The following is a 25,035-nucleotide window of genomic DNA, read 5'->3' as shown; positions in this document are numbered from 1 at the left end:
AAATACTCGACCCACAAACGCGTTCTCACAGGCCCTGCTTGACAAAGCTCCCACTATGATGACGCAACATTCAGATCATTCGTCTCATGAATCAAGATCCGGGTTGGCTTCTCTATTGAATCCGGCGGAATTGAAATTCTGTTTCTTTGAAGCCGTTTCGGTCCTGACATCCGCCACCACGATTTCTTCTATCTCAACCGAAGCTTTCAGGGAACACGGGAGGAGTTCGAAGCCCTCCGCATCAAGAACCACTTTGCACAGATCGCTTTTTCTATTCTATATCCTTCATTATGATCTCGCCTCGCTGTTTGCGGGAAAAATCCACACCGTTCTCTTCCGGCCTTACAGCAAGTGCCGCGACTGGTATGACCTGCTTTGGTATTTGACGTCCGCACCGCGCATCGAGCCCAATCTCGAAATGCTCGACAACGCCCTCGCCCAAAGCGGCTGGACCGGTCCCAAGCCGACTCCCGAAAACTGGAAAGGATTTCTGAAATCGGCCGCCGAAGCCATGGACGAAAAGCGGGTTCAGGACGATGTCCGGAGACTTCTCGAGGATCCCGCCGAGGCGGATCTCCTGACCCGGTCCGGATTCCTTTCTCTTCTCGGTTAAATCCGCAGGCGATCTTGCCGAAAAACACGCGCTCCGGGGCTTCGACGCCCTGCATCTCGCCTCGGCCCTGTCGCTTCGCCCGGCTTCAGGAGACGCCTCGCTCTATTTCGCAACCGCGGACACCCGCCTCCGCAACGCCGGCCGCCTCGAAGACCTTGAAACGTCTTGACATCTTCGAAACATGAAGAGTTGGGTTCATTGAATGTTTTCCGCTCCCGTAGATGGGGATGAAGCTATCCGTATGGACCGATTTTATTCCAAGCCGCAACAAACAGCAGGCGGCAATATTCTTGAATACTGAAAAGCGACTCAAAAAAAAGGGGCGGCCGGAGCCGCCCCTTCACACGTTTTCAATAAATCTAAGCGGAATAAATGAAGTCAGACTTATTGCTGCTGGGATTCGGCTGTCGTGCGAGGTGCGACGATCCAGTTGCCGGACCAAGCGGCCAAGTGGTTATTGAAGTCTGCCATGGTGCGTACAGTATAGAGGGACGCTTCTGGATCCAAAGGATCATACGATGTGATCGTATAATCTCCCGTCCCAATTCCACCTCTGCCACCGCTGAAAATGACAAAATCTTCTTCTCCAACTTGATCGGGATCCACATTAGTGAGCATTCCAGCGCTTGCATCCTCGCCAACATAGACTTGATAGGGATTATTCCAAGCATCATTAATCGGAATCGATCTCACATAGAATGGGGAAAGATTCGTAATAAATTGATTGCCCAGTGAGAGGTCTCCGCTTTGTTCCACCAGTAACCAAGTCGAATTGTCCGTGATGTAATCCATGGCTCCCGTCGAAATCGTCATGATTTCCTTCATGCAAGATTTCTGCCGGGCTTTCTGCATGGCGGTCAGCGCATTCGGGATGAGCAGGGCCGCCAGGATGCCGATGATCGCGACGACGATCAGCAGCTCGATGAGAGTGAAACCCTTTGCCTTCTTGAAGTTAAACATTGTTTTACCTCCTCACCTTGCCGAGTTTCCCCCCGGTCAAGTCAATGTTTAAATTATTCATAACACCTCATAAGGTGCAAGAACCGTGCCAAGAGAGATTTCTGCGAATCCCCTGATAATGTGCAACATATCAAATCCCTTATCGACAATTATCGTCAATATTTGACAATAATTGCACTTTTTTCGCCCAATCGCGCTCATGATCTTCCCGTCGCCGTATCCTTGTCTTCCGCCGATGCGTTGATTTTGTGTTTGTCCACAAGGTAACGGAGCGTTCTGTAACTCACGCCCAGAAGCGGGGCCGCCCGCCGCAAAACGCCGCCCGAAGACTGCAGGGCCTGGATGACATATTTCCGGGTCAGCTCATCCAGGTATTCGGTCAGCTTGAACCCCGGCTTCAAGGCCACACGGATTTCGCTTCGGGCCTGGGGTGAGAGAATCTCCTGCGGCAGGCAGGCCGCCGTGATCGTCTCCCGGTCTTCGATGGCCACGACCCGCTCGATCACGTTTTCGAGCTCGCGGATGTTCCCCGGCCAGGAATAGGCCTCAAGGTAGCCGATGACTTCGGGGGCCAGGCGCTTCAGGGGTTTTCCCGCCCGGGTGCAGTGCTTTTCCAGAAAATGGGCCGTGAGCAGAGGAATGTCTTCGATCCGGTTTCGAAGAGGCGGCATATCGAGAGAGATGACGTTGAGGCGGTAATAAAGCTCCTCGCGGAAGCGGCCGGAGGCGATCCGCTTCTTGAGGTCGCGGTTGGTTGCGGCCAGGATGCGGACATCGATCGGAATTTCCTCCGTGCCGCCCACCCGGCGGATGCTTCGCTCCTGGATGGCCCGCAGAAGCTTGACCTGGGTCCAGGGCGACATTTCCCCGACCTCATCCAGAAAGAGCGTGCCTCTCTGAGCCGCCTCGAACATCCCCTTCTTGTCGGTCATGGCGTCGGTGAAGGCCCCGCGGACGTGGCCGAAGAGTTCGGATTCCAGAAGGTTTTCGGGCAGGGCGGCGCAGTTGATGGACACAAAGGGCTTGTCGCGGCGGGCGCTCAGCCCATGAACGGCCCGGGCCGCCATCTCTTTTCCCGTGCCGCTTTCGCCCGTGATCAGCACGGTCGAGTCCGAAACGGCGACTTTTTCGATGAGGTCGTAGATCTCCTGCATGCTCCGGCTCTTGCCGACCATCTTCTCCAGGCTGTATTTGTTCCGGAGATCGCGGCGGAGGAGGATGTTTTCCTCCATGAGCCGCAGCTTTTCCAGGCCGCGGGCCACGATGATCTTCAGCTCTTCGATGTCGAAGGGCTTGACGATATAATCCAGGGCGCCGGCCTTGAGGGCCTCGACGGCCTGAGCGATGCTGCCGAAAGCCGTGATCAGGATCACGGGCATGTCCGGCGTCCGCTCCTTGACCCGGGCCAGAACGTCCATGCCGCTCATGCCGGGCATCTTGATGTCGGTGATGACCAGGTCGAAGCTCTCCCGTTCGAGAAGATCCAGGGCGCGGGGGGCGGAGAAGGCCGTTTTGACGGAGTAGCCTTCCTTCTTGAAGACCGCCGTCAAGAGGTCGAGGATGCTCTTTTCGTCGTCGATGACCAGAAGGCGTTCCATGGCGCTAGGCCTTCCTCACAGGCAACGTGATCGTAACCTCGGTGCCCTCGTTTTCTTCGGAATGGATGTCGATCCGGCCGTCGTAGTCATCGACGATGCGGCGGACCGTGGCCAGGCCCAGGCCGCGCCCCCGGTCGAAACCGGAATAGAAGGACTGATAGAGATGGGCCTTGTCCTTCTTGGACATGCCGTGTCCGGTGTCGGCGAAGCGGATGCCGATGCGGTCGCGTTCCGGCTGAAGAAAATCCACGGTCAGGGTGCCGCCCCCGGGCATGGCCCGGACGGCGTTTTTGGCCAGATTCCAGAAAATCTGCTTGAACTGGCTGGGATTTCCGTAAAAGTCCATACGTGGACCGTCGTGATTTCCTTCGACCCGGATGCCGCCGTTCAGGTCTCCGGCGGCCCGGAGCATCTTGAGCGTCTCTTCGACAATGTCGTTCAGGTTGAAATCGACGAAGACCTCCGTGGGCGGCGCCGCGAAATCCATGAACTGGTCGATCGTTTTCGATACGCGGTGCGACTCCTTGACGACGATGTCCATGAGTTCCCGCTTGTCAGGCTCCAGGACCAGGTCGGAGGCCAAGAACTGGACGGCGCCGGAGATTGCGGCCAGGGGGTTTCGGATCTCGTGGGCCACGCCCGCGGCCATGCGGCCTGCCTCGGCCAGCCTCTCCTTGATGAGAAGCTCCTTTTCCGCAAGAGCGAGATCGGCCTGCGCCCGGCGCAGATTTCTCGACAATACGCTGACGAGAAAGGCGATCAGGAAAAAGACCGCCCAGGCCAGGAGGATGCTGAACAGAACGGACCCAAAGGACAGATCCGTGGCCTGCTCGGGGCGGAAATAGGGAATGAGGCCGAAATACATGCCGTCGACGAGAAGGCCGAAGAAGACGGCGGCGAGGGCCGCGGCGAGATAGGCCATACGGCCCGACACGACCAGGCCGGCGGCGATGACGACGAAGATGTAGAGAAAATAGGTGGAACTTGCGATCCCGCCTGAGATGTAGACGAATCCCGTGATAAGCAGAAGATCGAAGATAATCTGGAGGGCGGCCTGGACATGGAACAGTTTTCTCCAGTGATACAGGGCGAAATAGAAGGCCGAGAGGATGTATCCTGCGCCGACCAGGAGGTAGATCGGCATGATGGGGATGATGTCGGGCGCGGCCAGTTGAATGACGACGGTCGAAACCAGGACCGTGGTCAGAACGACCCCCCGGACGATGATGTACCAGAGGAGATAGTTCCTCTCTACGCCTCCGGACGCCCGTTTTGCCTCCGTCATGTCGCGATCCCGTCCTCCTTCAGAATTGTGACAGCATGCTGAAAATCGGAAGATACATGGAGATAATGAGCGTGCCGACGATGCCGCCGACGAAAATGAGCATGACCGGCTCCAGGATCGAGAGAAGCGCATTGACGGCCGCCTCGACCTCTTCGTCGTAGAAATTGGCCAGCTTGGCCAGCATGTCGTCCAAGGAACCCGTGGCTTCCCCGACGTTGATCATCTGGGTCATCATCAGGGGAAAGCGCCCGGCTTCCTTGAGTGACTCCGTCAGGCTCTTGCCCTCGGAAACAAGCCTCCGGGCTTCGAGAAGCTGGCTTTCAAGAAGAACATTGCCGGCGGTCGACGATGTGATCTTCATGCTCTCCAGCATGGGCACACCGCCCGAAATCAGCGTGCTCAGCGTCCGGGTCATGCGGGACAGGGCGACTTTTTCCATGAGATTGCCGAAAACCGGTATTTTTAAAATGGCCCGGTCGACAATCCAGCGGCCCTGGGGCGTTTTCCGGAAATATCGGAACCCCACAACAAAGGCAATGATGCCCAGCACGACAAAAATGAGGTAGCTCTGGACGAAATCCGAAAGCTTCATGACCAAAGCCGTGAGCATCGGCAGTTCGGCGCCCAATTCTTGAAAAATTCCGGTAAAGACCGGGATGACCTTCCAAAGGAGGAAGATCGCGATGATGATTGCGAAACTCACGATAGCTGAGGGATAGATCATGGCCTGGCGGACCTGGGAGCGCAGCTTGACGATCTTCTCGATGAACTCGGCCAGCCGCCTGAGCATGACATCGAGCGATCCGCTCTGTTCGCCGGAAGCGACCAGGTTACAGAACAGGTCATCGAAGGCCTTGGGGTGCTTGCGCTTGGCCTGGTGGAGGGTCGATCCGGCCTCGACGTCTTCCTTGACCGTTTTGATGACTTCCTTGAAATACTTGTTTTTCTGCTGTTCCTCCAGAATGCCCAGACTCTGGATGAGCGGCAACTCGGCGTCGATGAGGACGGAAAGCTGGCGGCTGTAGATCGCAAGCTCCTTGAGCTTGACCTTTTCGCGCTTGAGGAAGGGGATGGACGGCAGGGCGATTTTCGGCGCGACCGAGATGACCGCGATCTGTTCCTTCTGGAGGTTCCGGGTCAGCTCTTCGCGGGATTCGGCCATGCGCTCGCCGGACACAATGTCTCCGAAGCGGTTTTTGCCTTTCCATGCGTAGACGGCCATGTTTTACCTCTTCTGGTCGGAGGATCGGCGGGCCGCGGCCTGGGAGGTCGGATCCGCCTCGCGCCTCTGAATGATGTCGGTCAGTTCCTCGGGGAACGACGTGACGGCCATGGCTGTTTCCAGCGTGATCTGGCGCTTGAAATAGAGCTGGGCCAGGGACTGGTTGAAGGTCTGCATGCCGAATTTTTCCTGGCCCATCTGCATGGCCGAATAGACCTGGTGGATCTTGTTTTCCCGGATGAGGTTCCGGACGGCGGTGTTGGGGATGAGGATCTCCATGGCCAGAACCCGCCCCTTGCCGTCGGGTCGCGGCAGGAGGGCCTGGGTGATGACGGCCTCGAGGCTCATGGACAGCATGATCCGGACCTGGGACTGGTATTGCGAGGGGAAGATGTCGATGATGCGCGATATGGACTCCACGGCGGAGTTCGTGTGGAGGGTCGAGAATGTCAGGTGGCCTGTCTCGGCGACGCGGAGGGTGGCCTCGACGGTCTCCAGGTCTCGCATCTCGCCGACCAGGACGACGTCGGGGTCTTCGCGCAGGACCGAACGCAGGGCGTTGGCGTAGGACTGGGTGTCGACGTGGAGTTCGCGCTGGTTGACGATGGCTTTCCGGGGCTCCAGATAGTATTCGATCGGATCCTCGATGGTCACGATATGGACGTCCCGCTCGGAGTTAATATGCTCCATCATGCAGGCCAGGGTGGTCGATTTGCCGCAGCCGGTCGGACCGGTGACCAGGACCAGCCCCCGCGGCAGGTAACAGAGCTGGGCGATGCGGTGGGGAATGCCGAGCTGGCTGAAGCTCCACATGGTGGGCAGAAAGCGGCGGAAGGCGGCGGCCACGGCGCCCTTCTGCATAAACACGTTGGCCCGGAACCGGCCCATGTCCTTGATGCCGAAGGAGAAGTCGATTTCGAACCTCTCCTCGAACAGCCGCTTCTGTTTGTCCGAGAGGATGCTGTAGACGAGGTCCTTGGTTTCGGTCGCCGTGAGAGGCGAATGGTCGATGTTTTTCAGCCGCCCGTGGATGCGCATCCGCGGCGGGATGTAGGTCGTGATATGAAGGTCGCTGGCATCGTGCTCAACGGCTATTTTCAGCAGCTCATACATCGTTTTGGCCATGGCTCTCCTTCTAGTCCCGGACGCTTTCCCGGACGACTTCCTCGATGGTGGTGATTCCTTCCTTGATTTTGGCCAGACCGCTCTGCCGGAGGGTCAGCATGCCCTGTTCAATGGCTTTTTTCTTGATCTCGCGGGACTGGGCTCGGGAAAGGATGAGTTCGCGGATTTCCTCGGTCACGGTCATGACCTCGAACAGCCCGGTCCGGCCCTTGTATCCGGTCCTGTTGCAATAGTCGCAGCCCTTGGGTTTCAGGAGTTCGAGATCCTTGATGTCCTCCTCCTTGAAACCGACGTCCAGGAGGGCGACGTCGGGGACCTTGTCCGGCTCGGCGCATTTCCTGCAGATCTTGCGGACCAGCCGCTGGGCGACGACGAGGACGAGGGAGTCGGCGATGAGGAAGGGCTCGACGTCCATGTTGATAAGGCGGAGGATGGTGCTGGGCGCGTCGTTGGTGTGGACGGTGGACAGCACGAGGTGGCCGGTCAGGGCGGCCTTGATGGCGATGTCCACGGTCTCGTGGTCCCGCATTTCGCCGACCAGCATGATGTCGGGGTCCTGCCGCAGGAACGACCTCAGGACGCCGGCAAACGTCAGCCCGATCTCCTCCTTGATCTGGACCTGGTTGATGCCGGGAAGATAGAATTCGACCGGGTCTTCGGCGGTCATGATGTTGGTGTCGATGGTGTTGAGGTTGGAGACGGCCGAATAGAGGGTGTTGGTCTTGCCGCTTCCCGTCGGTCCGCTGACCAGGATGATGCCCCAGGGCCGGTGGATGGATTTGTCGAAGGCCTCATAGGATTCCTGTTCGAAGCCGAGCTGGGTCAGGTCGAGCTTGAGCATCTCCTTGTCCAGAATACGGGCGACGATCTTCTCTCCGAACATGGTCGGCAGGGAGGAGACCCGCATGTCGACTTCCTTCCTCTTGCCGCCCTCGAGCTTGACCCTCATCTTGATCCGGCCGTCCTGGGGCAGCCGCTTCTCGGCGATGTCCATGTTCGACAGGATCTTGACCCGGGAGAGGACCGGGTTTTTGAACTTCATCGGCAGATTGACCGTCTCGTAGAGGTCGCCGTCGATCCTGTAGCGGATGCGGAACTCCTGCTCGTAGGGTTCGAAGTGGACGTCGCTCGCCCCCCGCTTGATGGCGTCGATGAAGGTCTGGTTGACCAGGGTGATGATCGGGGCTTCCTCGCTCGACTGTTCGAGCTCGGCGACATCGTAATCCTCATCCCTCTCGTCGACGATGTTGATGCGCGTCTCGTCGGCCAGCTCGATGTCCTCGAGGATCTTCTTGACCCGGAGGGCGTCCGTCGTTCCGTAGTACCGGCCGATGGCGGCGGCGATGGCCGATTCCGAGGCGATCACGGGCTGGATGCTGAGCCCGGTCCGGAAGCGGATGTCCTCGACGACTTCGAGGTCGGTCGGGTCCATCATGGCCAGGGTCAGGAAGGATCGGATCTGGTGGATGGGCATGACCATGTATTTCTTGGCCACATCCGCCGAAAGGAGACTGACGACTTCGGGATAAACCTCGAACTGCTCCAGATCGATGTGGGGATAACCGAGATGCTTGCTGAGGACTTCGGCCAGTTCCTGTTCGCTGATGAAGCCCAAGTGGACCATGGCCGAGGCCGCGGACAGGCCGTTCTTTCTCTGGTGATCGGCGGCTAGTTTCAGTTGATCGGCCGTGACAACTTTTTCGCGCAGAAGGATTTCACTCAGGTTGGAAGCCATAACGTTTCCTTAAAAGATTTCATCCAGGCGTTCAAAGAATGGATTTTCCTGTTCGGCACATTTTTGACTGATTTCCGGCGGGAGTCAATACCCAAGCGGGGTCATTGGAGGGGTGATATTAACAATTTTTGCCTCACCCCAAAAGGTTAGGCAACGGGAAGGCATGGCGCGCCTGGAGAGATTCGAACTCCCGACCCGCTGCTTAGAAGGCAGCTGCTCTATCCGACTGAGCTACAGGCGCGTCGGTTGCGGTTTTCCGGGGGGACTCGGGGAGAGCGGATTTGAACCGCCGACCTCCTGCTCCCAAGGCAGGCGCGCTAACCGGGCTGCGCCACTCCCCGATCATGTTAGGGTCCATGGATCCGAACTCCCGGCCTCCCTTTCTCGCGCGAGGCTCAAGCCCCGCGGCGTCCGCCCCCGCCGGAAAGCCCGTTCATCTTAACAGACAGTCTCGCGCGCTGTCAACGCGGCGGGCGGCCCATGCCGCGGTCGATGCGGGAACGCTCGATCCGGAGGACGATGGGGCGTCCGTGGGGGCAGAGAAGCGGCTGATCCGTCTTGAAAAGCTCCTCGACGAGATAGGCCGTTTTTTCGGGGGTCAGGGTTTCTCCGGCCTTGACCGCGGCCCGGCAGGCCAGCCCGGCCAGCAGACGTTCCCGCCTGTCTTCGGCTTTTTCCGGACCGGCCTCGTCAAGAAGAGCGAGAAAGGCCTCCGCGGATCGGGCGGGAGACAGGATTTCGGGAATGTCCCTGAGGGCGACGGATCTCCCGCCCATGTCTTCGGCGCGGAATCCGAGCGTGGCCAGATCGTCCCGGACGTCCTCGAAAGCTTGGGCCTGCTCCGGCGAAAGCTCCAGAAGAACCGGTGAAAGAAGAGCTTTGACCGGCCAGCCCGCCCGGACTTCAGCCTCACGGAATTTTTCGAAGAGAACCCTTTCGTGGGCGTTGTGCTGGTCGATGATCAGAAGCCCCTCTTCGTCCGCAGCCACAATGTAAAGGCCGAGATATTGACCCAGAACGCGGGGTCCGGGTCGCGACGGCGGGGCGCCCCAGGTCCCGGCGAATCCTTCAGCCACGAATCCGCCCGCGGAGTCCGGGCCGAAACCGGGAAGCGGCGGTGAGGCGTCATCGGACGTCATCCGTTCGGGCTTCGTCTTGCGCTCGATGAGCACGGGGACGTCTTTGACGGACGTCTCCCGGATGACGGCCTTTTCGACGGCCCGGAGGATCATCCGGAAAACCGGCTGGGAATCGAGAAAGCGGATTTCGGCCTTGGCCGGATGGACATTGACGTCCAGAGCTTCGGGGGGAAGCTCGAGAAAGAGAACGGCCTCGGGTGACCGGTCCTTTTCCAGGATGTCCCGGTAGGCCTGACTCAGGGCGGCCTGCAGGATGCGATCCTTGACCGGGCGACCGTTGATGAAGAGATGCTGCATGGGCCGGCCGGGGCGTCCGGCCAGAGGCTTGGACACGAAACCCGTCACCCGGGCTCCGTCTTCGGTATAGTCGACCTCCATGAGGCCTTCAAGGGACTCCCCGCCGAAAAGCTGATAGACGCGCTCCCGGAGCGTCTCGACAGGCGGCAGGTTCAGGATTTCGCGATCGCCGTGGGTCAGGACGAAGCGCGTTCCCGGACGGGAAAGGGCGGCCTGAGTCATGACCCGGGCGGCCAGTCCGATCTCGGCGCGATCCGACCGGAGAAATTTGCGGCGGGCCGGGAGGTTGAAGAACAGGTCCCGGACCTCGACGCTCGTCCCCCGGGGGAAGGCCGTGTCCGAAATCGAAACAAGTTTGTCGCCCTCGCGCTCGACCATCGTGCCGCGGGGACCGCCGCTGTTTGTCCGGAGAACGATGCGGGAGACCGCGGAGATGCTGGCCAGGGCTTCGCCGCGAAAACCCAGGGTGGAGATGCGCTCGAGATCGGCCTCGGCGAAGATCTTGCTCGTTGAGTGCCGTCGGAAACACAGGGCGGCATCTTCCGGATCCATGCCCCAGCCGTCGTCCTGAACCCGGATGAGGGATTTTCCCCCATGGACAAGATCGACACGGACTTCCGTCGCTCCGGCATCGAGCGCGTTTTCCACAAGCTCCTTGACCACGGAAACCGGGCGTTCGATGACCTCTCCGGCGGCGATCTTGCTGGCCAGGTCGGGCGGAAGGGTGCGGATCCGGCTCATTGGGTCACACGGATATCGACCATATCCCCCAGCGCGGCCGAACATGAGGGGACTTCGACCTCGATGAAATTGTCCGTCAGGACGGCGGCCCCGCCGGACCGGCGGCCGACAACGACCCCGGGCCGGACGCAGCCTCCAAACCTCTCCCGAAAGACTCGGCTTTTTTCCCCGGAGAGGCGGCGGAGCCGGGCGGCCCGCTCAGTCTTGACGGCATCGGAAACAGGCCCGCTCATCGCAGCCGCCGGAGTCCCCGTTCGCGGCGAAAAGGCGAAGACATGGAAATACGAAAGGGACGATGCGGAGGCGAAGGTATAAAGCGCCTCGAACTCTTCGTCGGTCTCTCCCGGAAATCCGACCAGAAAATCCGCGCCCAGGGCGGCGTCGGGCAGGAGCCGGCGGAGCAAATCCAGAATTTCAGCCTGTCGTGAGGACATCCGGCCGCGGTTCATCCGCTCCAAAACGGCGTCTGAGGCGTGTTGGAGCGAGAGGTGAAAGTGGGGACAGATCCGCGGATGATCGGCCAGCCGGCGGATATCGTCGTCGTTGAGAGCGCGGGGATCGAGCGAGCTCAGGCGGACGCGGGCCACTCCCGGGATTCGGGCCGTCTCTTCGGCCAGCCGGACGAGCGAACTCGGCGGATCGAAGTCGCACCCGTAGGAGGCCAGGTGAATCCCGGCCAGGACAACTTCGCGGTATCCCCGGCCGGCCAGATCGGCAGCGGAGGTCAGGACGTCGCTCAGCGGAAGGCTCCGGCCCGGTCCCCGGACGGACGGAATGATGCAGTAGGCGCACCGGCTGTCGCAGCCGTCCTGGACTTTCAAAACCGCCCGGCCGCGCCGCACGCGGGGAACGGCCGCGGGCACCGGGTTGGGGAATTCAGCCAGGATTTTGTCGGCCAGCTCCTCCTTGGCGCCGTTCGGAAGGACCATCCAGACCTGGGGCACGTCGTTGAAGGTCTCGGGCACCCGTTCGGCCAGACAACCCGTAACGACGATCCGGGCCTCGGGGTTGTCCCGGCCGGCCCGCCGGACGAACCGCCGCACATCGCGATCGGCCCGGCCGGTCAGGGTGCAGGTATTGACCAGGATGAGATCGCTCCGGGTCCAGTCGTCGATCTCGACGAACCCTCCGTCCTGGAGTTTCTCCGACCAGGAAAAGGCCTCGGCGCGATTGACGCGGCAGCCGAAATTCCGGACGGAGAAAACGGTCACAGTTTGTCCCGGAGCCTCCGCGAACTCGCCTCGACGTCCTCGGCCATGCGGCGGCGCGACTCTTCGAGTTTCCGGCGCAGGGCCGGATCCTTGACGGCCAGAATCTGGACGGCCAGAAGCGCGGCGTTCGAGCCGCCGGCTTTTCCCAGGGCCATGGTGGCCACGGGAATGCCTTTCGGCATCTGGACGGTCGAAAACAGGGCGTCCATCCCGGCCAGGGCGGTGCTTTCCACGGGAACGCCGATCACCGGGCGGACGGTGTGAGCGGCCACAACTCCGGCCAGATGGGCGGCTTTCCCGGCCGCCGCGATGAAAACCTCGACACCCGAGTCTTCGGCCTCGCGGATGAGGCGGATCGTGCGTTCCGGGGTGCGGTGGGCCGAGGTCACCTCGACGATGAAGGGCACACCGAATTCCTTCAGGATGCCCAGACCGTCCCGGAGCATCTCGAAGTCGGAATCGCTGCCCATGAAAACGGCGACACTCATGATACATTCTCCTGTTTTGGGGAACCGCCGGACCGGCCGATGTCCCGGCGGTAGTGCATATCGTCGAAACGGATCTTCTCCAGGGCCTCGTAGATCCGGGTCATCGTTTTGGCCATGGTCGGCTCCGAGGCGCAGACGCTCAAAACCCGGCCGCCGTGCGTATAATAGACCTCTTCGTCGAAACTCGTTCCGGCGTGAAAAACCGTGATCCCCGTCATGGCCTCGGCCTCGTCCAGACCGGAAATCACCTTGCCTTTTTCGAAGTTCAGGGGATAGCCCCCCGAGGCGGCGACGACGCAGGCCGAAGGCCGGCGGCTCCAGCGGACATCCCGCTCCAGGAGATTCTCCTCCACCGTCCCTTCCAGAAGGTCGAGGATGTCGCTTTCCAGCCGAATCATCTGGGCCTGGGTTTCAGGATCACCGAAACGGCAGTTGAATTCGAGGACTTTGGGCCCGTCGGTCGTGAGCATCACGCCGGCGTAAAGGACGCCCTTGATCTTGCGGCCTTCCTCCCTCATGCGCATGACGGTGGGGAAGATGATCCGGTCCATGATCTGGTTGTATTCCGTTTCGGTCATGTGCGGCGACGGCGAGATCGCCCCCATGCCGCCCGTGTTCGGTCCCCGGTCGCCGTCGAATACGGTTTTGTGGTCCATGGTCGTGACCAGGGGCACGATGCGGGTGCCGTCGCAGACGACGATGAACGAGACCTCCCGGCCGGCTAAAAAATCCTCGATGACCACCCGCTGTCCGGCCGCCCCGTATGCGCCGTCGACGAGCATGGCCCGGGCCGTGTCCATGGCCGTTTTCTTGTCCATGCAGACGACGGCCCCTTTTCCGGCCGCGAGGCCGTCGGCCTTGATGACGAGCGGCGGCTTGATCTCTCCGGATTCCAGGAATTTGGCGGCTTTCTCGAAAGAGTCGGCAATCAGGAAATCGGCCGTGGGGATGCGGTGGCGGGCCATGAACAGCTTGGCGAAAACCTTGCTGCCCTCGAGCTCGGCCGCATTCTTGGATGCGCCGAAAATGCGCAGCCCGCGGTTTTCGAATTCGTCGACAATGCCCAGGACGAGAGGCGACTCCGGGCCGACGACCGTGAGATGGACCCGCTTGGAGGATGCGAATTCGGCTAGAGCCTCGATGTTCGTGTCGGCGAGGGGGATGTTGTCGGCGACCTTCATGGTCCCGGGGTTTCCCGGAGCGCAATAGAGCTTGTCAACCCGGGAACTCCGGGCGATTTTCCAGGCCAGGGCATGTTCGCGCCCGCCCGAACCGACGACTAACACTCTCATGAAAGACCTCCTCCGTTTTTCACTCTCATCCCCGGGTCATCGCCGGCTCCGCGCCGGACCCTCCGGGCCGGGGGGTCTAGGCCCGAAGCGCGACGGCCAGGGCTTCGGCAAACCCCGGACGCGGAAATGCGCTGCCGAGAATTCGGGCGGCCAGGGGAACCGCCTCGGCGGACGGCAGGCAGTAACCCATCTCGAGGAAACGGCCGCGGAAGGCCTTGACGGCGTCTTTCGCGGGGGCGTTGCGGACGACGACGTCGGCGATCAGGCCGGCCAGGACGTCGCAGTCCTTTTCCTTCAATCCGAACCGGGTCATCTCCTGGACGCCCATGCGGATGCCGCTCGATTCGAGGAACGTCGGATCGTCGGGCAGGGCCTGGTAGTTCGTCAGAATGTTGTTGTCTTCCAGGCGGCGGGCGATGTCCATGCCCGGCCCGAACGACTTGACCCGGATCAGAACCTGGTGGGTTTCCGTGAAGCCTTCCGATTCGTCCCCTTCGACGGGAACGCCGTGGGCTTTGAGGGCCCGGGCCAGAGCCTGGGCGTTGGCCCGCACCTGGGACTGAAATTCGGTCTTGAAGGCGTTCATCTCGTAGGCGGAAACCAGCAGACCGAGCAGCGTGCCCAGATGGTGGTTGCTGGTCGAGCCGGGGAAAGCCCGGCCCTTGATGTCCAGCCAGAGGGGACGAAGCGGACTTCCGGACGGGAAGTTTCCGGCCACAAGCCCGCGCTGCGGTCCGAAGAAGGTCTTGTGGGTGGATCCCGTGACGACGTCCGCGCCTTCGGCGAACGGTTCCTGGAAGACGCCGTAGAGGCCGAGGACGTGGGCCATGTCGAACATGATGACGGGCCGGACCTTCCAGTCGCGGACGATGTCGGCGACGAAGCGGACGGGCTCGCGGTGGATGAACATGCTTTTTCCGAAAATGATGAGTTCGGGCTTCTGGGCGTCGAGCAATTCGGCCAGGCGTCCGGTGTCGGTCTTGTAGGGATTGTCGGCGAGGACGGGGAAATTGACGACGTTTTCGCGGCCCGTGGCCGGGTCTTCCTCAACGAAATTGAACAGGGCGCCCATGGGCTGGGAGCTCAAATGGCCGCCCTTGCCGAGGTCGTTGTTCATGACCCGGAGCATCCGGCGCGACGGGGTGCCCTCGGGCTTTTTCCGGTTGACGAACTTGACCATGCCCTTGAACACGACCTCGTTGGCCATCTGCCCCGAAATCGGACGGAGTTCGACGTCCGTGCAGCCGAAGAATCGTTCCAGTTCGGCCCGGGCTTCGACCTCGACGTCACGGATGAAATCGATCCCCTGGTAGAAATAAACTTCCTCGCCTTTCATCGTCCGGTGCTCGGCATAGCGTCCGGAAGGATCGGAAATTTCGCACATCTTGACCAGAAGGGACGGCGTGCATTCGGAGGGGATGAGGTTGATGCATTCGGACTGACGCCAGGTGTTGTTGGCTTCGACCCGGGCGGTCAGAGCCTGAACCTTGTCGCGGAATGATGTCATGAGGACGGCTCCTTAAAATTGCGCTTTTCGATGTCGCGGAGTTTATCCATGCGGCGGCCGTGCCGGCCGCCCTCGAATTCCGTATCCAGCCACTTGCGGAGAACGGCCGGGGCTTCGTCCTCGGGAAGAACGCGGCCGCCCATGGTCAGGCAGTTGGCGTTGTTGTGTTTGCGGCTCATCTCGGCCGTGTATTCGTCCCAGCAGGGGGTGGCCCGGACGCCGGGAAACTTGTTGGCCACGAGGGCCATGCCCAGGCCCGTTCCGCAGACCAGGACGGCCCGGTCGAAAAGGCCGCGGCTCAGGGCTTCGGCGGCCCGGGCGCCGTAATCGACGTAATCCACGCTTTCGCCGGGACCGCAGCCGAAATCCTCGTGGGCGATGCCGCATTCGGCCAGAAACGCGGCCGCGGCGGCTTTGACGTCATAGCCGGCATGATCGGAAGCCAGAACGATTTTCATACTTTTCACCCCTTTAGAATTCCGTGACGAAACGGACCGCCTCGGGCATGACTTCGAGGGCCTTCCGGACTACGGGATCGGAGAGCTGGTGGATGCGGTTTCCTTCCTCGAGGCCCCAGAGGGCGGAGACGATTTCCCGTTCGAGTTCCCGGCGGATTTCCGGAACCGCCTCGGCGAAGGCCTCTCCGTCGAATTCAAACCCGGACGTCTCGAGATAGCCCTTGAACTCCTCGATGACGGCCTGCGTGACCACGGACGGAGTCGACGGGGAGACGGAGGGCGGATCAGGAAAGACGATATCCCGGGACAGCGGAGTCTGCCTGTCGGCGAATTTTCGGGCATAGCCGAAGAACGACCCGCCGAGCAGCATGCGCCAGGTCAAAACCTGGATGTTCGAAGGCACCATGTGATCGGGAGTGATTCCGCCCTGACCGAGGACCTTCCGGCCCCGGCTCGTGTACATGACTTCACGCTCTTCCTCGGGAGCCTGCTTGAGGCGGGCGTAGTCCTCGATGATGCTGAAATCCCGCTGGATGGACCGGCCGCTCGGTGTCAGGTACTTGGCAACGGTCAGGGCCACGGCAATGTTCGGAGCCAGGGGGAAGACGGTCTGGACCAGGCCTTTGCCGAAGGAATCCGTCCCGACGACGAGGCCGCGGTCGTGGTCCATGACCGCGCCGCTGACGATCTCGGAAGCGCTGGCCGTGCCGCTGTTGATCAGGATGACCAGGGGAAGCGTTTCGTACTGGCCGTCGCGGAAAGCGTGGAAATCCTTGTCGTAGTTGGGGTTGCGCCCCCGCATGGAGACGATGAGCTTGCCCTTGGGCAGAAACTCGTCGGAAACTTCGATGGACTGGGCGAGCGGGCCGCCGCCGTTGCCGCGGAGATCGAGGACGAGGCGGGTCATGCCCTGGGCGGTCAGGTCGGACAGTTTTTCTTCGAGCTCCCGCGTCGTGTTCTCGGCGAAGTTGCGGATGAAGACATAGCCCGTCTCCTTGTCGAGCATGAAGGCATAGGGCACGCTGTGGAGGGGGATTTCCTCGCGGATGATGGTCAGTTCCAAAGGCTCGTCGAGTCCTTCGCGGACGATGGTGATCGAGACCGAGGTGCCCTTTTCGCCCCGCAATTTCTGCATGGCGTCGAAACTGGAGATGGGCTTGGTGTCCTCACCTTCGATATGGCTGATGACGTCGCCGGGCCGGATGCCCATACGCCAGGCGGGCGTGCCCTCGATGGGCGAGACGACGACCAGGCGGTCGTCCTGCTTCTGGATCTGGATGCCCAGGCCGAAGTATTTTCCGGTGTAGTCTTCGCGCATGCGGGAAAAGTAGTCGGGCTCGAGGAAGTAGGAATGGGGATCGAGGGAGTCAAGAAGACCGCGGATCGTGGAAAAGGTCATTTTTTCGGGATCGACGTCGGCGTGGTAGCCGTTTTCGACGATGGAGAAAATGGTCGAAATCTTGGCCAGCGTCTCGTTCCAGGGGTCGCCGTCCCGGGCGGGAAGGGCGGAGAGAAGAACGAGGACGGCGGCCAGAAGGGTGAATTTCTTTTTCATAGGGTTCTCCCGGAGGTTCATCTTACCAAACTCCCCCTGTCATGTAAACCGACGTTGCTTGGCTTTGGAATCAGGGGCGCGTTCTTGACTTACGAGGCCCCAGAGTCTAATATCAAGGTGTTGCGATCGTGACGATCGAAAGAGAGGATTTATGCTCGGCAATATCGGCCCGATGGAGCTTTTTGTCATCTTCGTCATCGCTCTGCTCGTCTTCGGACCGAAAAAACTGCCGGAAATCGGCCGCTCCATCGGCAAGGCCCTGAGGGAGTTCAAGAAGACCTCGGAAGAGATCCGGGGCCGCATCGAGGAGGAAATCGAAGCCTCCACGTCGGATATCAAAGAAGCCGGGAAGGACATCACCCGGGACATCGAAGAAGCTCAGAAGAACATTCGGGACGAAATCGAAGACATCTACGCCGACAAGGGAAAGGACGCGGACTCCCGTGACGAAAACGAAGAGGACGGCACGAAAGTCTCCTGACGAAATGACCTTCCTCGAGCATCTCGAGGATCTGCGCAAACGCCTGTTCAACGCCTTTCTGGTCATCATCCTGGGGGCCATTCCGGGCTGGTACTTCAGCAAGCCGATTTACAACATCCTGGCCCGGCCCGTCACCGACGTTCTTCCGGAAGGCACAAAACTGGCCTTCACCACGCTGACCGCCCCCTTTATGCTTTATATGAAGGTGGCCTTTCTGACCTCGCTTTTCGCCACCTCGCCGTTCGTTTTTCTCCAACTCTGGTACTTCATCGCACCGGGGCTTTATCACAAGGAGCGGAAATACGTTGTTCCCTTCGTCTTCTTCACAAGCTTCTTTTTCATCCTGGGGGCGCTGTTCGGTTACTTCATGGTTTTCCCCTGGGCCGTCCGGTTTTTCATCTCCCTGGCGTCGGATTTTCAGCCGGTCATCACCGTCGATCAATATTTCAGCTTCGTGCTGCGCGTGCTTCTCGGGATCGCCCTGGTTTTCGAACTTCCGACCCTGATCTTTTTCCTGTCCAAGCTGGGCATCGTGACGGCGCGCTGGATGATCAGGAATTTCAAATACGCCGTCCTGGCCGCTTTTGTTATCGCCGCCGTCATCACGCCGACACCGGACATGATCACTCAGACCCTTGTGGCCGTGCCCATGCTGGCTCTCTACGGGTTCAGCATTCTCATCGCCCTGGTTGTCGGCCGCAGCCGGGAGAAGGCCATGAGAAGCCGGGACGAGGAAGGCGGCGCGGGCGGGGACGGCGCAGGCGAAAGGAAGAAATCGCGCAAGGAAAAGAAGGCCGAAAAGGCAGCTCAAAAAGCGAGCCGGAAGAAGGGAAAAACGGAGCGGGCTGATGACGGTGGCGGCCGAAAGACGCACGAAGAGCCGGACGGAAAGAGCAAAAACGCCCAAGCCGAGACGGATAAGAGATCGAATGGCGATGAGGAGCCCGGCCTCAGCGGCGATGGGCCAAGCGAAACGGACAAAAGCGAGAGCGCCAAGACGGATATCGGGCCTGACGATAAAGCGAAGCCCGAAATCGAGCCCGAGGGCGAGCCCGAAGTTAATAAAGATCGAGACAAAGGCGGCAGCGAGGACGGAGGATATCCGGACGAGTGAGGCGCGGGGAACGCAACGATTGGCGGCGCGGCCGGGACGTATCGATCGGCAAGACCGGCGCCGTGAAAATATGAATAACAGCCCAATGGAAAACAAGAAAAAAACCAAAAGATCCCATGACACGACCGCCGGCGGCCGAAAACCCCGTCTCGTCGGACTGACGGGAACAAACAGCGCCGGCAAGGGCGAGGTCGCCGCTTATCTCAAAAGCCGGGGATACGCTTTTCACTCGCTTTCCGACGTTCTGCGCGAGGAACTTGCGGCGCGCGGGCTCGAGGCGAGCCGGGACAACCTCATCCGTGTCGGGAACGAGCTCCGGGCGGCCTGCGGCGCCGACATCCTGGCCCGGCGGATCATGGATCGCCTTGCGGCCGGCCCGGCCGTCATCGACAGCATCCGGAACACGCGGGAGGTGGAATTTTTCCGCGGGACGGGCGATTTCGTCCTTCTGGCAGTTGATGCCCCGATTGAGTTGCGGTTCGAGAGGGCGCGGGCCCGGGGCCGGAACGAATCGGCGGCGACGCTCGAGGAATTCCGGGCCAAGGAGCAAGCTGAGATGGACGGCGGCGAGGGGCGGCAGCAGCTCCGGGAGTGCATGGCCATGGCCGACCGCCTGATCGTCAACGACGGCAGCCTGGACGACCTTCGCCGGACAGTCGAGACGGCGCTGGCAGATACGGCAGTACGAAGGGGGCGATGATGAAGACAAAAGAAAAGTGGTCGTCAAGTGTGCCGGCGGAAGGCGGGCCGAAGCCGAAGCGCGTGACAAAGGACGACTATTATCTCGGCATCGCCCGTGAAGTCGCCCGGCGCGGCACGTGCTTCCGGCGGGCGATCGGGGCCATCATCGTGCGCGACGACCAGATCATATCGACCGGATATGTCGGCGCGCCGCGAAAGACGCGGGACAGCCTGGAACACGGGTTCTGCCTGCGCGACTCTCTCGATATCCCGCACGGACAGAGGTACGAACTCTGCCGGAGCGTCCACGCCGAACAAAACGCCGTCATCAACGCCGCACGCGCCGGAGTCAGCCTGCTCGGGGGCGACATGTACATCCACGGCACCGTGGCGGCCGGCGGCGCGCCCATCGACGCCTTCCCCTGCTTCATCTGCAAGAAGATGCTCATCAATGCGGGCTTGGAGCGTGTCGTCTGCTCGACGGCGGGCGGCGGAAAAAAGGTCTTTCGGATCGACAGCTGGATCCGCGACTGGCGAAAGCGCGACATCATCGACGACCGCGACCAATACGGAAAATAGTTGTCGAAGACGAGGTTAGAGATGAGCAAAAAAATAAAACTCCCGGCAGGCGGTGCGATAAGGACGATTGTTTCGATCGCGGCAGTAACGGGGATTGCCGTGCTGATGGTGCATACACCGGTGTTTCCGGCAGGAGAACCCGGCATGACGCGGCATCAGGCCGGGACCGGCGCGGGGCAAAGCGCCGAGCAGACCGCCGCCGTGCCAAACCTGCTGCGCCTTCTGAGAATCGAGCCGTCGGCCGAGTCCGTCGATTACGTCATGAACAAGACCCAGTTTCAGCTTCACACGCTTCTCACCGAACAGCGCCACAAGAAAACCTGGGACCTCGGCGAACGGATCCGCGAAGACACGGCCGAGGGGCTGGGCATGCTGATCGGCGTCGACGAGGACGTCCGGAACACCCTGCGGAAACTGGCCGGGCGGACCGAAGCCCTCGACCAGGCGGCCGCCGCAATCGAGGAGGCCGTCCTTTCCGGGCGGAAGGTTTTCGTCTATGGGTGCGGCGCGACGGGACGGCTGGCCAAGCAGATGGAAAGCTCCTTCTGGCGGCCGTTCTGGCGGCGAATCCTGGCCGACGCCCGGCTTGCAAAGAGACTCGAAGGCCGGCTGCCCGCCGACATCGCCGACCGGCTGATCGGCGAGATGACCGGGGGCGACCGGGCTCTCATCAGTTCGCTCGAAGGTTTCGAGGATCTGCCCCTCATCGGCCGCCTTCAGCTCGAGGACCACGGTGTCGTCCGCGGCGATGTCGTCATCTGCGTTACGGAAGGCGGCGAGACGTCCTCGATCATCGGCGCCGTGCTGGCCGGCCTCGACCCGTGGAAAGCGGCGCCGGGATTCGCCCCGGAGAAAAGCCGGAAGAACCTCTATTTTATTTATAACAACCCGGACGATGTCCTGCGCCCCTTCGATCGAAGCCGGGCCGTTCTCGACGAGCCGGGCATCACCCGGATCAACCTGACCACGGGCCCGCAGGCCATCACCGGTTCGACGCGGATGCAGGCCACGACCATCGAGACTTTCGTCGTGGGGACCGTGATTGAGGCGGCGGCCGAACGCATCCTGCGCCGGTTCCTGTCGCGGGCGGAGATGGCCCGGGCCGGATTCGGCGGGCCGGTGGACATCGCGGCGAGGTTCCGCAATTTCGGGACGATCACGGCGGCGTTGGAGGCGGCTCTGCCGGATATCGCCACACTGACCGATTTAGAAAGCAAAACATACGCGGGCGGCCGATTCTCCACTTATTACGCGGAAGAGGGGCTGATCACGGTTTTCATCGACGGGACCGAGCGCAGTCCGACATTCCGGCTCTTCCCTCTGGATACGGTGAAGGAACCGAAGCGGAAGTGCTGGTTTCAGGTCTGGACGGCGGCGGATGACGCGGACGGCGCCTGGCAGTCGTTCCTGGGGCGGCCGTTCCGGGGTCTGCGACCGGAAATTTACAAAAAACCGTTCGAGGACGAGGTCCGTGATCCCTATCTCAGAAAGTCGGCCCTCGACAGCCTGACACGGGCCGGAGACGAACAGGCCGCACTCTACGACTTTTCGCTTTCGAAGTTCAACCTGGAAAGACGGGCGCCGAAAACGGGCGATCTGAGTGTCGCCGTCGTTCTTCCGGGAGAAGAGAAATCGATCGAGGACAAGGCATCGAATTTCCGGCGTTTTCTGGGGCTTTCACTGGAAGCCGGCGCGAGGATGGCCGTCATCGTTGTGACGGATGGCGGAGGCGGGGCGACGGCCGAGCGTATCCGGAAATCGCTCGAGGGGGCGGCGGGGGATGCGAGGGATCGGCTTCACGTCGTTGTGCTGAACATCGGGCGCGCGGCGGAGGGCGATCCGATGGGCGTGCGCACCCAGGTCGCGGCCAAGATGCTTCTTAACGCCCACTCGACCGCCGTCATGGCCAAACTGGGTAAGGTTGTCGGCAACACCATGACCAGCGTCAGCCCGAGCAACCTCAAACTCATCGGTCGGGCGACCTACCTGATCCAGTTGCACGTCAATGACACGCTGAGCCGCGAATCCTGGGTCCGGGCCAACGGCCGCAGAAACCCGATCTCCTATGGTGAGGCGAACGCCGTGCTGTTCGAGACGATCTCTTTTGTCCGGGACGGCCTGAAAGGCGGCGCTCAGGATGCCGAAGTGGGCCTGTCCATCATCCGGATTCTCGAATCGCTGAAGCGGCGCGAGAACGTTCCGCCGGCGGAGGCCCTCCGAATCCTCCGCGACCGCGGCCTCTCAGCTTACCTGAACTGATCCCGCTCTGGCTGCTGGAAGTTATTGACAGCCAGAGCAGGACGATTACAGCGGGACGCCGTCGAAGCCGTAGCAGGGATCGACGAGGGGCTGCGGCTGATCCTGCGGCCTGCGCCTGGGCTTTTTCCGCCGGACCTGGGGATAGACGAATTCCTCTCCGGCGTAGTTCCGCATGACGACCTGGTCCTCGCTCACGGACTGGACGTAATTCGGGATGAGCGGGATCTTGCCTCCCCCGCCCGGCGCATCGATGACGTAATACGGAACAGCCATGCCCGACGTCCAACCCCTCAGCCCTTCCATGATCTCGAGCCCCTTTTCGACCGTCGTCCGCAGGTGCTCGGTGCCCTTGACGTAGTCCGCCTGATAGATGTAGTAGGGACGCACACGAACGGACAGGAGCTTCTGCATCAGCCGCCGCATCGTGTCGACGTCGTCGTTGACGCCCTTGAGCAGTACGGACTGGTTGCCGAGAGGAATGCCGGCGTCGGCCAGCAGCCCCAACGCCCGTCCCGCCTCCGGCGTGATCTCGTCCGGGTGGTTGAAGTGGACGTTGATATAGAGCGGATGGTACTTCTTCAGCATGGAGGCCAGGCGCGGCGTCACCCTCTGGGGCAGGAAGCACGGCACGCGCGTCCCGATGCGCAGGATCTCGACGTGCGGGATGGCCCGCAGGGACTTCAGGATATATTCGATGCGGCCGTCGGGCAACATGAACGGGTCGCCGCCCGAGACGATGACGTCGCGGATTTCGGGATGCCGCCGGATGTAGTCGAGACCGTCCTCGATATACCGCGGATCGATCTTGCGCGGGTCGCCGACTTTCCGCTTCCGCGTGCAGAACCGGCAGTAGGAGGCGCAGGCATGCGAGACGAGAAACAGGCACCGGTCCGGATAGCGGTGGACGATGCTCGGAACCGGGGAGTCGTGGTCTTCCTCGAGAGGATCGAGGTCGCCCGTTCCCGCCCGAAGCTCGGCCGGATCGGGGACGATCTGCCTGTAAATCGGATCGTCCTTGCTCTTGATCAGACCGGCATAGTAGGGAGTGATCCGGGTCTTGAAGATGCGCCCGATGCGGCGCACCTCATCAAGATCCAGTCCGAAGCGTTCGGCGATCTCCTCGGGTTTCTCGAGACCGCCTTTGATCTGCTGTCGCCAGTCGTCCATCCTTTTCTCTCTTTCCTCCGCATGACATGGGGCGTCCGTCATGATGAACGCTCCCTATCGAAAACTTTCGCATAGATGATGCGGTCGTCACCCGGTTTGTAAAAATCGGGGACGCGCGCAACTTCCCTGTATCCCAGGCCGATATAAAACCGGCGCGTCGGTTCGTACTTGGGCTGGGAGGCCGTCTCGATGAGAAGCATCCGCCCGCCCGCGTTCCGCACCTTTTTCTCGGTCCACCGGACGAATTCTTTTCCGAGACCCTTACCCTGCATCCGCGGCGCGACGGCCATCCAGTAGAGGTCGTACGTGCCCTCGGTCAAGGGAGTCGGGCCGTAGATCAGGAATCCGTCCGACCGGCCGCCGCCGTCCTCGGAGACGACGACGACATAGTCTTTCTGGTCGGGCCGGTCGAGGCTGATATCGATGAGTTCCTCGGCCACGGCCGTTTCCGGCTCGGTGAAAAAACCCGTCTCCCGGATGAGGGCCATAACCGCGGATTTATCCCGGGCTTCAAGTGGACGGATCATGGGTCTTTCTCTTCAAAGCGTTTTCGATAACGCCCGTCCAGAACTCGGTGTAACTGATGCCCGCGGCGCCGAGCGCCCGGACATAGCCGGCATCAAGGCTCGTGTCGGGATTGGGATTGACTTCGAGGACATAGATCCGGCCCTCGCCGTCCATCCGGAAATCGATCCGCGCATAGTCGAGGCAGTCCATGGCCTTGAATGCGGCCACGGCCGTCTCCCGGAGCCGCGCGTCCAATTCCGCATCGATGGTCGCCGGACAGACCGGCACGGTGTTGATGCAGAGCGGATCCTCGACAAACCATTTGGCCGTGTAGCTGCAGATGTTCGGCGTGTCTTCGGGCATGCCCGAAAAATCGATCTCCGACACGGGCAGGGCATGAACGCGTCCGTTGTCCAGGACGGCCACATTGAACTCGCGTCCGTCGATATAGGATTCGACGATCGCCGGCTGACGGTAAGTTTCGACAATGCGCTTCACCTGGAGCTTGAGGCTCTCGGCGTCGCGGACGACAGATTCCGGGTAGATGCCGAGGCTTGCGTCTTCCATGTTGGGTTTGACAAAGAGCGGGAAAGGCAGGTCCACAGGTTCGTCCGGCGATCCGACCAGGCGGCTCGGCGCGACGGGCAGGCCGTGGGCCTGGAGAACGGCCTTGGCCCGGGCCTTGTCCTGGCACAGGGCCAGAGTCCTGAACCCGCTTCCAGTGAACGGGATGCCGAGCATTTCGAAAACGGCGGCGACGTTGGCCTCCCACTCCGGCTTTCCGTAAAAGGCCTCGCAGAGGTTGATGAGAATGTCGACATTCCGGCTTTTGACGCGTCGCATGAAGGAAAACACGCTTCTCCGGAGCGGGAAGATCGTGGCGTTGAAACCGGCCGCCCGCAGGGTTTTGTCGACTTCGACGGCCACCTCGCCCACGGCCTCCTCGGACCTGCGTTCGTTGACCGGAACGGCCGGTTCGAAGGCGTTGTAGGCGATGCCCACGTTAAGCGGCGCGGCCATG

The 25,035-nt window shown here is 61.2% G+C and carries 22 protein-coding genes and 2 tRNA genes; 6 read left to right on the top strand and 18 right to left on the bottom strand.

The window, feature by feature from the left end:
* Positions 1 to 253 precede the first annotated feature (253 nt).
* Complete coding sequence (locus SCM96_03325) at positions 254 to 613, top strand: nucleotidyl transferase AbiEii/AbiGii toxin family protein (GenBank protein ID MDW7759651.1); 360 nt, start codon at positions 254 to 256, stop codon at positions 611 to 613.
* 384 nt (positions 614 to 997) lie between these two features.
* Here SCM96_03325 and SCM96_03320 read toward each other — a convergent pair whose 3' ends face one another.
* From SCM96_03320 to SCM96_03250, 15 genes are all read right to left on the bottom strand, one after another.
* Complete coding sequence (locus SCM96_03320; GenBank protein ID MDW7759650.1) at positions 998 to 1,573, bottom strand: type II secretion system protein; 576 nt, start codon at positions 1,571 to 1,573, stop codon at positions 998 to 1,000.
* A 197-nt stretch (positions 1,574 to 1,770) separates the two neighbouring features.
* On the bottom strand, positions 1,771 to 3,171 hold the full coding sequence (locus tag SCM96_03315) for a sigma-54 dependent transcriptional regulator (protein ID MDW7759649.1): 1,401 nt from the start codon (positions 3,169 to 3,171) through the stop codon (positions 1,771 to 1,773).
* Positions 3,172 to 3,175: 4 nt separating this feature from the next.
* On the bottom strand, positions 3,176 to 4,456 hold the full coding sequence (locus SCM96_03310; GenBank protein MDW7759648.1) for an ATP-binding protein: 1,281 nt from the start codon (positions 4,454 to 4,456) through the stop codon (positions 3,176 to 3,178).
* Positions 4,457 to 4,475: 19 nt separating this feature from the next.
* Entirely contained in the window at positions 4,476 to 5,678 is a 1,203-nt protein-coding gene (locus SCM96_03305) for a type II secretion system F family protein (protein ID MDW7759647.1), read from the bottom strand.
* Between the two features lie 3 nt (positions 5,679 to 5,681).
* The gene (locus tag SCM96_03300) at positions 5,682 to 6,803 is read right to left on the bottom strand and encodes a type IV pilus twitching motility protein PilT (protein ID MDW7759646.1); all 1,122 of its coding nucleotides are present in this window, start codon (positions 6,801 to 6,803) and stop codon (positions 5,682 to 5,684) included.
* Positions 6,804 to 6,813: 10 nt separating this feature from the next.
* Positions 6,814 to 8,538 carry a type IV-A pilus assembly ATPase PilB gene (gene pilB / locus SCM96_03295; protein ID MDW7759645.1) on the bottom strand — a complete coding sequence of 575 codons (1,725 nt, stop codon included), beginning with the start codon at positions 8,536 to 8,538 and terminating at the stop codon, positions 6,814 to 6,816.
* A gap of 164 nt (positions 8,539 to 8,702) precedes the next feature.
* Positions 8,703 to 8,779: transfer RNA gene (locus tag SCM96_03290), tRNA-Arg, on the bottom strand.
* A 25-nt stretch (positions 8,780 to 8,804) separates the two neighbouring features.
* Positions 8,805 to 8,879: transfer RNA gene (locus SCM96_03285), tRNA-Pro, on the bottom strand.
* Positions 8,880 to 8,999: 120 nt separating this feature from the next.
* On the bottom strand, positions 9,000 to 10,715 hold the full coding sequence (gene mutL, locus SCM96_03280; protein MDW7759644.1) for a DNA mismatch repair endonuclease MutL: 1,716 nt from the start codon (positions 10,713 to 10,715) through the stop codon (positions 9,000 to 9,002).
* Complete coding sequence (locus SCM96_03275; protein MDW7759643.1) at positions 10,712 to 11,926, bottom strand: MiaB/RimO family radical SAM methylthiotransferase; 1,215 nt, start codon at positions 11,924 to 11,926, stop codon at positions 10,712 to 10,714. Before SCM96_03275 ends, mutL begins: the two co-directional genes overlap by 4 nt.
* On the bottom strand, positions 11,923 to 12,414 hold the full coding sequence (purE, locus tag SCM96_03270; GenBank protein MDW7759642.1) for a 5-(carboxyamino)imidazole ribonucleotide mutase: 492 nt from the start codon (positions 12,412 to 12,414) through the stop codon (positions 11,923 to 11,925). The genes SCM96_03275 and purE overlap by 4 nt, the downstream gene beginning before the upstream one ends.
* A complete protein-coding gene (gene purD, locus SCM96_03265) occupies positions 12,411 to 13,706 on the bottom strand; it encodes a phosphoribosylamine--glycine ligase (protein ID MDW7759641.1) in 1,296 nt (431 codons plus the stop codon). The genes purE and purD overlap by 4 nt, the downstream gene beginning before the upstream one ends.
* A 76-nt stretch (positions 13,707 to 13,782) precedes the next feature.
* Positions 13,783 to 15,213, bottom strand: a complete 1,431-nt coding sequence (locus SCM96_03260) for a hypothetical protein (GenBank protein MDW7759640.1) — start codon at positions 15,211 to 15,213, stop codon at positions 13,783 to 13,785.
* Positions 15,210 to 15,671, bottom strand: a complete 462-nt coding sequence (gene rpiB / locus SCM96_03255; protein MDW7759639.1) for a ribose 5-phosphate isomerase B — start codon at positions 15,669 to 15,671, stop codon at positions 15,210 to 15,212. The genes SCM96_03260 and rpiB overlap by 4 nt, the downstream gene beginning before the upstream one ends.
* 13 nt (positions 15,672 to 15,684) lie before the next feature.
* On the bottom strand, positions 15,685 to 17,226 hold the full coding sequence (locus tag SCM96_03250; protein ID MDW7759638.1) for a S41 family peptidase: 1,542 nt from the start codon (positions 17,224 to 17,226) through the stop codon (positions 15,685 to 15,687).
* Between the two features lie 151 nt (positions 17,227 to 17,377).
* On the opposite strand from SCM96_03250, the gene tatB reads away from it, so the two are divergent.
* The 5 genes from tatB (at position 17,378) to SCM96_03225 (ending at position 22,340) form a co-directional block, all read left to right on the top strand.
* Complete coding sequence (tatB, locus tag SCM96_03245) at positions 17,378 to 17,707, top strand: Sec-independent protein translocase protein TatB (GenBank protein MDW7759637.1); 330 nt, start codon at positions 17,378 to 17,380, stop codon at positions 17,705 to 17,707.
* Entirely contained in the window at positions 17,670 to 18,821 is a 1,152-nt protein-coding gene (tatC, locus tag SCM96_03240; GenBank protein ID MDW7759636.1) for a twin-arginine translocase subunit TatC, read from the top strand. Before tatB ends, tatC begins: the two co-directional genes overlap by 38 nt.
* A gap of 85 nt (positions 18,822 to 18,906) precedes the next feature.
* Positions 18,907 to 19,521, top strand: coding sequence for an AAA family ATPase (locus SCM96_03235; GenBank protein MDW7759635.1), 615 nt, complete (start codon positions 18,907 to 18,909; stop codon positions 19,519 to 19,521).
* Entirely contained in the window at positions 19,518 to 20,081 is a 564-nt protein-coding gene (locus SCM96_03230) for a dCMP deaminase family protein (GenBank protein ID MDW7759634.1), read from the top strand. Before SCM96_03235 ends, SCM96_03230 begins: the two co-directional genes overlap by 4 nt.
* A gap of 144 nt (positions 20,082 to 20,225) precedes the next feature.
* Positions 20,226 to 22,340 carry a hypothetical protein gene (locus SCM96_03225; protein ID MDW7759633.1) on the top strand — a complete coding sequence of 705 codons (2,115 nt, stop codon included), beginning with the start codon at positions 20,226 to 20,228 and terminating at the stop codon, positions 22,338 to 22,340.
* 45 nt (positions 22,341 to 22,385) lie between these two features.
* Here SCM96_03225 and SCM96_03220 read toward each other — a convergent pair whose 3' ends face one another.
* The 3 genes from SCM96_03220 to SCM96_03210 are packed head-to-tail and all read right to left on the bottom strand — an operon-like array spanning position 22,386 to position 25,034.
* On the bottom strand, positions 22,386 to 23,507 hold the full coding sequence (locus SCM96_03220; GenBank protein MDW7759632.1) for a KamA family radical SAM protein: 1,122 nt from the start codon (positions 23,505 to 23,507) through the stop codon (positions 22,386 to 22,388).
* 38 nt (positions 23,508 to 23,545) lie between these two features.
* Positions 23,546 to 24,034, bottom strand: a complete 489-nt coding sequence (locus SCM96_03215) for a GNAT family N-acetyltransferase (GenBank protein MDW7759631.1) — start codon at positions 24,032 to 24,034, stop codon at positions 23,546 to 23,548.
* Entirely contained in the window at positions 24,018 to 25,034 is a 1,017-nt protein-coding gene (locus tag SCM96_03210) for an ATP-grasp domain-containing protein (GenBank protein MDW7759630.1), read from the bottom strand. Before SCM96_03210 ends, SCM96_03215 begins: the two co-directional genes overlap by 17 nt.
* Position 25,035: the final 1 nt, after the last annotated feature.

The organism is Acidobacteriota bacterium, assembly GCA_033549365.1.
Lineage (GTDB): Bacteria > Acidobacteriota > Aminicenantia > Aminicenantales > Saccharicenantaceae > JAWSUF01.
The sequence above is the reverse complement of the archived record's forward strand: the minus strand, read 5'-3'. Positions and strand labels throughout refer to the sequence as shown.